The sequence below is a fragment of the Streptomyces europaeiscabiei genome (genome assembly GCF_001550375.1).
Lineage (GTDB): Bacteria > Actinomycetota > Actinomycetes > Streptomycetales > Streptomycetaceae > Streptomyces > Streptomyces europaeiscabiei.
The window spans coordinates 1-9,977 of sequence record NZ_LRTR01000237.1 but is presented as its reverse complement, the minus strand read 5'-3'; the positions used below and the strand labels follow the sequence as shown (position 1 = coordinate 9,977).

Below are 9,977 nucleotides of genomic sequence, written 5' to 3'. Positions count from 1 at the left end.
GTCGCGGCGTCCCGTTCGCGTGCGGGCGGCGGGGCGCCCTCCGGCCCCGCCAGGACCCGGCCGAGGAACCGCTTGCGGGAGGCGGCGACCAGCAGGGGGTGGCCGAGGCCGTGCAGTCGGTCGAGGTGGGCGAGGAGGGTGAGGTCGTGCTCGGCGTCCTTGGAGAAACCGAGGCCCGGGTCGACGACGACGCGGTCCGCGGCGACACCGCCCTCCAGGACGGCCTCCACGCGCGCGTGCAGCTCGTCCGTCACCTCGGCGACGACGTCCTCGTAGACGCCCTTGACGTTGCCGCCCTCCAGGAAGCCCCGCCAGTGCATCACCACGAAGGGGGCGCCCGCGTCGGCGACCACCGGGATCATCGCGGGGTCGGCGAGGCCGCCGCTGACGTCGTTGACGAGGGCGGCACCGGCGGCGAGGGCCTGCTCGGCGACGGCGGCGCGCATCGTGTCCACGGAGACGGTCACCCCCTCGGAGGCCAGTCCCCGCACGACGGGGATGACACGCTTGAGCTCCTCCGCCTCGTCGACGCGGGCGGCGCCGGGGCGGGTCGACTCACCGCCCACGTCCACCAGGTCCGCGCCCTCCCCGACCATGTCCAGGCCGTGCTTGACCGCCGCCGTGGTGTCGAACCAGCGGCCGCCGTCGGAGAAGGAGTCCGGGGTGACATTGACGACCCCCATGACCGCGCAACGATCCCACACGGGCATTCCGGCCACCTGACCGCGCCGGTTCTGCTTGCTCATGCGTCAAGCCTAGGCCCCCGGCGCCGCGGGCCATCACCCGAGCCGGAGCCCCGGGGCGCGAGGGCGGCCGGGGCCTCGCCCAGGCCGGCTCCCAGCGGTGGCGGCGTGCTCGGGCAGGCCCTCTCCGAGATCTTCATGAGCCTCCTAGGCCGCGCGCACGTCCTGTTCGGTCATGCTTCGCTCCGCCGCCCGATGGGCGCACGGCGCCGGGGCCTTGGCACGGCGCCTCAGGAGGCGGGGCAGGGCGAGGTTGACGAAGCCCTCGGCCTGCATCGCGGCGAAGCCGATGCGGGGCAGGTCGCGGGAGGTGGCGTAGACGACGAAGCGCGGTTCCCATCGCGGGCGGAACTTCGCGTTGAACTTGTACAGCGACTCGATCTGGAACCAGCGGGAGAGGAAGACCAGCAGTCCGCGCCAGGCGCGCAGTACCGGTCCCGCGCCGATCTTCTCGCCGCGCGCCAGGGCCGCGCGGAACATCGCGAAGTTCAGGGAGACCTGCCTGACGCCCAGGCGGGGGGCCGCCTGGAGGGCCGCGACGATGAGGAGTTCGTTCATGCCGGGGTCCGCCGCGCGGTCGCGGCGCATCAGGTCCAGGGAGGCGCCGTCGGGGCCCCAGGGCACGAAGTGGAGTACGGCCTTCAGGTCGCCGTACGCCCCCGGGACCTCGTCGGCCTTGTGGGCGGTGGCGATGAGGCAGTCCCCGTCGGCCGGGTCGCCGACGCGGCCGAGCGCCATGGAGAAGCCGCGCTCGGTGTCGGTGCCGCGCCAGTCCTCGGCGGCGCGGCGGATCCGGTCCAGCTCCGCCTCACCGAGGTCACGGACGCGCCGGACCCGGGTCTCGTAACCGAGCCGCTCGATGCGCTTCACCATTTGACGCACGTTGCGCATCGCGCGTCCGGCGAGGGAGAAATCCGCGACGTCCACCACCGCCTCGTCGCCCAGTTCCAGGGCGTCGAGGCCGGTCTCGCGGGTCCATACCTCGGCGCCCGTCTCCGAGCAGCCCATGACGGCCGGGGTCCAGGAGTGGGCCTTCGCCTCGTCCATGAAGCGCTCGATCGCGCCGGGCCAGGCCTCGACGTCGCCGATCGGGTCGCCGCTGGCCAGCATCACACCGGAGACGACGCGGTAGGTGACCGCCGCCTTGCCGCTCGGGGAGAAGACGACCGCCTTGTCGCGGCGGAGCGCGAAGTGGCCGAGGGAGTCGCGGCCGCCGTGCCTGTCCAGCAGGGCGCGCAGCCGTGCCTCGTCGTCGTCCGTGAGGCGGGCCGCCGGGTGTTCGGGGCGGAAGGCCAGGTAGATGGTGGTGATGGCGGTCAGCAGACCGAGGGCGCCGAGCGAGAAGGCCACCGTCCAGGACGTGTTGCCGGCGTAGTCGACCGGGCCCTCGAAGCCGAACAGGCCGTAGATGACGTGTTCGAGCCGGTCGGCGAGGCTGGGGTCGCCGACCATACGCCCGGGATGGGCGCTGACGACGAGCAGGCCGAGGAGCAGCGAACCGGCGCCCATCAGCACGAAGTTGGCGAGCGCCCGCCAGCGGCTGGTCGGGTCGGGCAGGGCGCGGAACTCGTCGCGGTGGCGCAGCAGCGGAATGAGCAGCGCGAGCGAGACGAGGACACCGACGAGCGAGTGACGGTAGGTGAACTGGGCGATCGCCCCGGCCGGCAGCAGGATCACGGCCGCGCGCCAGGCCCGCCGTTTTCGGCGGCGCAGGCCGTGGGCGAGCAGGAGCAGCAGGACGCCCGCGCTCAGTGAGAGGGCCGCCGCGAACGGGCCGAGTGCGCCCGGGAGCACCTCGGCCAGCGTGTGCATACGGCTGTTCCGGAAGCGAGGGAACACGCCCGCGGCGACGTCCACGAGCCCGACGAGCATGCAGGCCCTGGCGACCAGGGCGGGCACGGCCTCGGGGCGCGGCCCGCGCAGTGCGCCGCGCACGGCGCCGTATCCGCGCCCGACGGCGCTCGTCGGGAGCCGGTCCGACCGGACCGGAACCCCGCCCGACATTTCACCATCTGTCCTGACAGACATCGCATCCCGTTGTTCCGCGAGTGAGCTTGGATCCGGCGCCTTTTCCGGCATCCGGCGACATTGCGCCCTCTAGGACGGTGCCTTGGCGAGGGAGGTTCACTCTCCACCGGAAAGCTGAACCAAAGGACAAGGAAAGACAAGCAAAGAAAGGGCGGCGGGGGACAACCCGATGGGTCTTACGAGCAACAAGGTGCTGGTGCTGGCGGTTCTGTCCGCCGTGCTGCTGTTCGTCGGCACGGTGGGGCTGTGGCCGCGGCTGGCACGCCGCGGCTGGCGGGCGGTCGGCGGCCGGATCGCCGTCCTGCTGGCCACGCAGGTCGCCCTCTTCGCCTCGGTCGGCCTCGTCGCGAACCAGGCCTTCGGGTTCTACGCCAGCTGGGCCGACCTCTTCGGCCGGGAGAACGGCCAGGGTGTGGTCGTCGACCACGACGGCGCCGACACCGGCGGGCCGTTGCGGGTCGTCGACACCCAGCAGGTGAACGTGTCCGGGGGCGCCCGCCCCCAGGTCGGCGGCCAGATCCAGAAGGTCGAGATCGTCGGCCGTACGACCCGGATCGCGAGTCCGGCGTACGTGTATCTGCCGCCGGAGTACTTCCGGCCCGAGTACCGCACCCGGACCTTCCCCGCCGCCGTCGTCCTCACCGGCTACCCGGGCACCGCCGAGGCGCTCGTCAAGGGCCTCCACTTTCCGCAGACGGCCCACAGGCTGGCCCGCGACGGCAAGGCGCAGCCGATGATCCTGGTCATGCTGCGGCCCACCGTGGCGCCGCCGCGCGACACCGAGTGCGTGGACGTCCCCGGCGGACCGCGGGCCGAGTCGTTCTTCGCCGAGGACCTGCCGGACGCGGTCGGCCACCACTACAGGGTCGGGAAGAAGCCCGGGAGTTGGGGGATCATCGGCGACTCGACCGGCGGCTACTGCGCACTGAAACTCGCCATGCACCACCCTCGGGTGTATGCCGCAGGTGCGGGTCTCTCGCCGTACTACAAGGCGCCTGCCGACGCGACCACCGGTGATCTCTTCCAGGGGAACAAGACGCTGCGGAACGAGGCGGACCTCTTCTGGTATCTGAAGCACCGACCGGCGCCGGACACCTCTCTGCTGGTCACCAGCAGCAAACAGGGAGAGGCCAACTACAAGGCCACGCTGAAGTTCATCGAGCAGGTGAAGAAGAAGCAGCCGACGCGGATCTCGTCGATCATCCTCGACAGTGGCGGGCACAACTTCAACACGTGGCGGCGGGAGATCCCGGCGACCCTGCAGTGGATCAGCGGGCGGTTGAGCGACCGCTGAAGGGCGGCTCGGGGCGGCCGCTGAGGGGTGGCTCGGGGCGGCCGCTGAGGGGTATGGCGGCTGGAGTCGGCGCGGGTCGGCATTCCGAGGAATTCCCCGGCCGGGGGAATGAGGCAGATGTGGCCAAGGCGTATCTGGATTCCCTCGGGTTGATCCAGTAGAGGAGTCGCCGGTGAGCGCATTGGTGCACCGGCGGTGAGGGAGCTTGTGAGGGCTTGTGAGAGCTGAGAGGGACGGCTGAGTTTTTACGGCCCGGGGCTCCATCATTCGCCTACGCGCGGTAAGTTTCTGGCCATGCCACGTGGACGTCACCGCCATTCACCGCCTCTGCACAGGCTGCTGCCCCCCACGGCGATCGCAGGCGTTTCGCTCGTCTGCGCCCTCGGGCCCTGGCTGTTCTCCGAGCCGTCGGTGCTGCGGGTCACCGCCGCCGTCGCGGCGGCGACCGCAGCCGTGGGCGCGGCGGTCATGCGCCGTTGGGACGTCGAGGCGGGCAAGCGCGTCGCCGACCTCACGCGCGCGCGGGCGAGCGACGAGTGGCGTCACGAGGAGAAGGCCGCCGAACTGGAGACCGACCTCGACGAGTCGCGCGAGCTGCGCACCAAGCTGGAGCACAAGCTTCGCGCCAAGCGCACCGAACTCGCGGGCCTCCGCAACGAGCACGCCGCGCTGCTGCGCCGCTACGCCACCGCCGAGACCGAGCGGGCCAGTGCCCTTGAGGGCCGCCGCCTGCTGGAGATCGAGGCGATCGCTCCGGAGGAGGCGCCGGAGCTGCCGGCGGCCGGTGCGGGCGAGGACTCGGGCGAGGGCGACGAGGCCACCACGGCGGTTCAGGCTTCCCCGGTGCCGCCGCAGGGGGTTCCGGCGGCGGGGGCGCCCTGGGCTTCGTGGGAGACGGCCTCCAAGGCCGCGGCGACGGCGGCGAGGTCGGCTCAGGCACCGAAGGGCAGGGCTGTGGCTCCCTCGGCCGAAGCGGGTGCGGATGCCGCTGTCGCTGCCGAGGGTGGTGTCGACGACGGCGCCGAAGCGGAGGCCGGGGCCGACGTGGACGGGGACGGCTCCGGGGCGAAGGAGTCGGGCCCCGCGGTGTTCTCGCCGTCCGGTTCCGCGCTCTTCCTGCGCGCGAACTCGGCGTTGGACCGGATCATCACCCAGCGGGGCTCGGTGAAGGGTTCGGGCGACGCGGAGGCCGAGACGGAAGCCGGGGTCGGGACCGGGGTCGAGGCAGGGGCCGAGGCCCAGGCCGGGATCGGGGCCGCGAGCGAGGGTGCTGCTGAGGCCGACGCCGACGGAGTGGTCGACACCGACACCGACACCGACACCGAGGCTGTTGCTGTGGCTGAGGATGGGGCCGCGCCTGCGGTTGAGGTCGGCGGCGAGTCCGTGACTGCGGGCGGGTCCGAGGCTGGATCCGAGACGGAGACCGTGTCCGCCACCGCTACCGCGCCCGGGTTCGAGCCCGCGCCCGGGTTCGAGCCCGAGCCCGGGTCCGAGCCCGAGCCCGAGCCCGAGCCCGAGCCCGAGCCCGAGCCCGAGCCCGAGCCCGAGGCCGGTGCCGAGGCGGACGCTCGTGGCGACGCCGCGGAGGCCGATGCCGCCGCGGAGGCCGGTGTCGAGTCCGAAGGCCCCGGTACCGAAGGAGAGAACGCCTCCGAGGTCAGGGCCGAGTCCGCCGGCCACGCCGTTGCCGACTCCGCCGACGTACAGACCGAGGAGGCGGGCGACGCGACGGGCGACGCGAAGGGCGACGCGAAGGGCGACGCGACGGGCGACGCGACGGGCGACGAGCCCGCCCCGGCCGAGCCCGCCAAGGGGCAGGCGCCGAAGGAGGGCTCCCCCAAGGGCCCTTCCCCCAAGGGCGACCCGGACGGGCCGACCGACGGGGGCACCCGGCAGGGACGTTCCGCGCAGGCGGCGGAGGAGCCGGTTCCGGTGCTCACCGCCGAGGAGGACGGGGCCGCGGGGAAGTCCGTGGCGGTCCGCGGGCATGAGCGCGCGGCCGCCTCGCCCGTACCCGTGGTTTCCGCTCCGGCGCTGTCGACGGGTGCGGGTGAGCTGACGCGGGTGGAGCCGTCGGGGCGAGTCGGGCACGTGCAGCAGGCGGAGCCGGCCGCTCCGCCGATGCTGCCCGCCCTTCCGCCGGCCGGTCACTTCACGGTGCCCACCGCCGTGGCCGTGGTTCCGGCCGCGCCGCAGCGGCGGGCGGCCGTCGAGGGCGGGTTCGACTTCTTCGGTACGCAGAACGGTGCGGACGCCCTGGAGGCGATGCAGAACGAGGACCTCGCCGACGTGGTCGGCCAGGAGGCCCTCGCGCTCCACAAGGCCGAGTCCGAGGCCCAGTTCAAGCTCGCCGACGAGGCGACCCGTGGCATCGGCCAGGTCATCGACCTCACGGCCCACGACGAAACAGAACAGATCGACGTACAGGGCCTGCGCACGGCAGCGTCCTAGCCGCCGGGCGCCCTGGCCCACCGCCAGCGCCCACCTGTACCCGGCCGCGGGCCATCGTGCCGCCGGGGCGATGGGGCAGAGGGCGCGCAGGCACCCGGCAAGCGCCGGTGCGTGTGAACCCACCCCCGCCCAGCCGGAGCCACGGGGCGCCCCACGCACGACCGTCGCCCGCGCCCGGCGCTACCCCATCCACCGATCCGGCAGAGCCTCCCGCCGCCCCGTCCGCGACCGTTCCGCCTGCGCCCGCAACAGCTCCGCCGCCTCACCCGCGTCCCGCAACCGCGCGGTCACGGTCTTGTTGGCGCCGGTGTCGACGTGGACGTCGGCGAGCCCCTTGTACCGCTCCCAGGGCCCCTGCGACAGCCGTACGCTCTGCACCTTCGCGTGCGGCACGAGGTCGAGCCGGCGCCGCAGCAGCCCGTGCCGCGCCGCGAACACCGTGTCGCCGACGGCCAGCCCGTACCCCCGCCACCACATCGGCAGGCACCACCGTGCCCGGCCGGGCGGCCGTACGAGCGCCGCCGCGTCCGGCACGCTCACCCCCGGCAGCACCCGCGCTATCACGGCCTCGGCCACCTCGCGCGGCGCGACCGGCACCAGGACGGAGTTCGAGGAGCCGGCCACGTCCAGCTCGACCCGGACCCACCCGCGGCGCCGCCACAGCAGCGGTTCGACGATGCGTACGGTCTGCACGCGGCCGGGCGGGACCGTCTCGTGGGCCCGGTCGAGGAGCCCGTGGTCGATGCGGAGCCCGTCGGGGGAGTCGCCGACCGTCCAGTCGTACTCTCCGACGAACCGTCCGACACTGCTCGCCCCGGCCGCGCCGAGGAGCGGCAGCGCGGACGCGAGGACGGTCCACACACTCTCCGTGGCGAACCACAGCACGGACGGCACGACGACCGCGGCCACCAGGGATGCCCAGGTGGCGCCGGTCAGGACGAGGGACACGGCCAGCGCCCCCGCCGGGACCTTCAGCAGCTCCCGTACGGGCGCCTCGCCGACCTCGTGCGCGGTCTCCGGCGCGAAACCGGCGGCGCGGGCGAGGAGTTCGGCCCGCAGGGCACCGGCGTGCGCCTCGCCGAGGTAGGCCAGCTCGTCCTTCTTGTCGGTGCCGACGACGTCGAGTCTGAGTTTGGCGACGCCCGCGATCCGGGCCAGCAGCGGGCGGGTGACGTCGATGGCCTGAATGCGTTCGAGGCGGATGTGGGCGGTGCGGCGGAACAACAGGCCGGTACGGATGCGCAGTTCGCTGTCGGTCACGGCGAAGTGGGTGAACCACCAGGTCAGGAAGCCGTAGAGGGCGGCGGCCGGGATGAACACCCCGAGCCCGATCAGCAGGGTCGTCGTGTCGAGCCGCATCAGGTTGCGCTGGGCCCCGTCCGGATCGTGCACGGCCCACCCGATCAGCACCGCCACCGGCGCCCAGGCCCGCCGCAACGGCGTCACCGGATGCAGCCGCTGCTCGACGACCGGCTTCCCGCCCGCCCTGCCTTCGTCCCCGGCCCCTGCCTCCACCGCCTCGCGAGGCCTGTCCCCGGCCTCGGGCGCTTCACCCGGCCCGTTCACCGCCACGGGGTCCGGCTCGCGCTCGGCACCATCCTCCGGCCGCTCCGCCCGTACCGCGTCGTCCGCGTCCTGGGCCACCCTCACAGCCCTGCCGATCGGGCCTCGCCCAGTTGGGTGAGGTGGTCGCGGAGGCGTTCGGCCTCGGCCGGGTCGAGGCCCGGGATGCGCGCGTCCGTGGCGGCCGCGGCCGTGTGGAGCTGCACGCTCGCCAGGTTGAAGTGGCGCTCCACGGGCCCGGAGGTCACCTCGACCAGCTGCATGCGCCCGTACGGCACCACGGTCTCCTCACGCCAGAGCACACCCCGGCTGATCAGCAGGTCGTCCGCCCGCTCGGCATACCGCCAGGACCGCCAGTTGCGGCCCAGCATCGGCCAGCCCCACAGCAGCAGGCCCAGCGGCAGCAGCGCGAACGCCGCCCAGGCCATGCCCGCCAGCCAGCCCAGCAGCACGGCCGTACCGACGGTTATCGGCCCCAGCCACACCACCAGCAACAACCGTCTCATCCGCAACAGTCCGGGCGGCAGTCCCGTCCAGACCGGTTCACCCTCCGCGCGCTCGGCGCCGTCCTCCAAGGTCCCCGTCTCCATCCCGTCAGCGTACGTACGACAGACTGTGTTCATGACTCCCCCGACGGAGACCCGAGAGACGACGGTCGGTATCGGCGGTGCCGCCGAGAGCACGGACATGGTGCTCAACATCGGCCCGCAGCATCCGTCCACCCATGGTGTGCTGCGGCTGCGGCTCGTCCTCGACGGAGAGCGCATCCGGCACGCCGAACCGGTCATCGGCTATATGCACCGGGGCGCGGAGAAGCTCTTCGAGGCGCGCGACTATCGCCAGATCATCATGCTCGCCAACCGCCACGACTGGCTCTCCGCCTTCTCCAACGAGCTCGGCGTCGTCCTCGGCGTCGAACGCATGCTCGGCATGGAGGTCCCCGAGCGCGCGGTCTGGATGCGCACGCTCCTCGCCGAGCTGAACCGGGTCCTGAACCACCTGATGTTCCTCGGCTCGTACCCGCTGGAGCTGGGCGGTATCACCCCGGTCTTCTATGCCTTCCGGGAGCGCGAGGAGCTCCAGAACGTCATGGAGGAGATCTCCGGCGGGCGCATGCACTACATGTTCAACCGCGTCGGAGGCCTCAAGGAGGACCTCCCGGCGGGCTGGACCTCACGCGCGCGGACGGCGGTCGCGGACGTCCGCTCCCGCATGGGCGTCTTCGACGACCTGGTCCTCGGCAACGAGATCTTCCGGGGCCGTACCCGGGACGTGGGCGTCCTCTCCCCGGAGGCCGTGCACGCGTACGGCGTCAGCGGCCCGATCGCCCGCGCCTCGGGCGTCGACTTCGACCTGCGGCGCGACGAGCCGTACCTCGCGTACGGCGACCTCCAGGACGTCCTGAAGGTCGTCACCCGTGACGAGGGCGACTGCCTCGCCCGCTTCGAGTGCCTGCTGGAGCAGACCCACAACGCCCTCGCCCTCGCCGACGCCTGCCTCGACCGCCTCGCCGACCTCCCGCCCGGCCCGATCAACCAGCGCCTCCCCAAGGTCCTCAAGGCCCCCGAGGGTCACACCTACGCCTGGACCGAGAACCCCCTCGGCATCAACGGCTACTACCTCGTCAGCAAGGGCGAGAAGACCCCGTACCGCCTGAAGCTCCGCTCCGCCTCGTACAACAACATCCAGGCCCTCACCGAACTGCTGCCGGGAACCCTGGTGGCCGACATGGTGGCGATCCTGGGGTCGCTGTTCTTCGTGGTGGGGGACATCGACAAGTAGGGACCGCCGCCCGGCGGTGTCAGCCGCGGTCGCCGAGCGGGTCCGGGACGCCGACCGGCTGGACCAGCCATCCGAAGTCGCCCAGCCCGCCCGGCGCGGTCACCTCGGCGGCATCG

7 protein-coding genes are annotated in these 9,977 nt (G+C 72.9%); 3 read left to right on the top strand and 4 right to left on the bottom strand.

Going from position 1 to position 9,977, the window contains the following annotated elements:
• Together folP and AWZ10_RS11445 are read right to left on the bottom strand one after the other, a co-directional pair.
• Positions 1-746, bottom strand: a 746-nt coding sequence (folP, locus tag AWZ10_RS11450; RefSeq protein ID WP_060891008.1) for a dihydropteroate synthase, incomplete at its 3' end; no start/stop codon positions are given.
• A 144-nt stretch (positions 747-890) separates the two neighbouring features.
• Positions 891-2,747, bottom strand: a complete 1,857-nt coding sequence (locus AWZ10_RS11445) for a phosphatidylglycerol lysyltransferase domain-containing protein (protein ID WP_046707627.1) — start codon at positions 2,745-2,747, stop codon at positions 891-893.
• Between the two features lie 193 nt (positions 2,748-2,940).
• Here AWZ10_RS11445 and AWZ10_RS11440 point away from each other — a divergent pair, with 193 nt between their 5' ends.
• Both AWZ10_RS11440 and AWZ10_RS50085 read left to right on the top strand, forming a co-directional pair.
• Positions 2,941-4,065 carry an alpha/beta hydrolase gene (locus tag AWZ10_RS11440; RefSeq protein ID WP_046707626.1) on the top strand — a complete coding sequence of 375 codons (1,125 nt, stop codon included), beginning with the start codon at positions 2,941-2,943 and terminating at the stop codon, positions 4,063-4,065.
• A 294-nt stretch (positions 4,066-4,359) separates the two neighbouring features.
• Positions 4,360-6,516, top strand: coding sequence for a hypothetical protein (locus tag AWZ10_RS50085; RefSeq protein WP_244172461.1), 2,157 nt, complete (start codon positions 4,360-4,362; stop codon positions 6,514-6,516).
• Between the two features lie 180 nt (positions 6,517-6,696).
• On the opposite strand, the gene AWZ10_RS11430 is transcribed toward AWZ10_RS50085, so the two are convergent.
• Both AWZ10_RS11430 and AWZ10_RS11425 read right to left on the bottom strand, forming a co-directional pair.
• Positions 6,697-8,031 carry a PH domain-containing protein gene (locus tag AWZ10_RS11430; protein ID WP_060891006.1) on the bottom strand — a complete coding sequence of 445 codons (1,335 nt, stop codon included), beginning with the start codon at positions 8,029-8,031 and terminating at the stop codon, positions 6,697-6,699.
• A 131-nt stretch (positions 8,032-8,162) separates the two neighbouring features.
• A complete protein-coding gene (locus tag AWZ10_RS11425; protein ID WP_046705112.1) occupies positions 8,163-8,669 on the bottom strand; it encodes a PH domain-containing protein in 507 nt (168 codons plus the stop codon).
• 31 nt (positions 8,670-8,700) lie between these two features.
• Between AWZ10_RS11425 and AWZ10_RS11420 the strand changes: the two genes are divergently transcribed.
• The gene (locus AWZ10_RS11420; RefSeq protein WP_037702885.1) at positions 8,701-9,861 is read left to right on the top strand and encodes an NADH-quinone oxidoreductase subunit D; all 1,161 of its coding nucleotides are present in this window, start codon (positions 8,701-8,703) and stop codon (positions 9,859-9,861) included.
• The last annotated feature ends 116 nt before the right edge of the window (positions 9,862-9,977 follow it).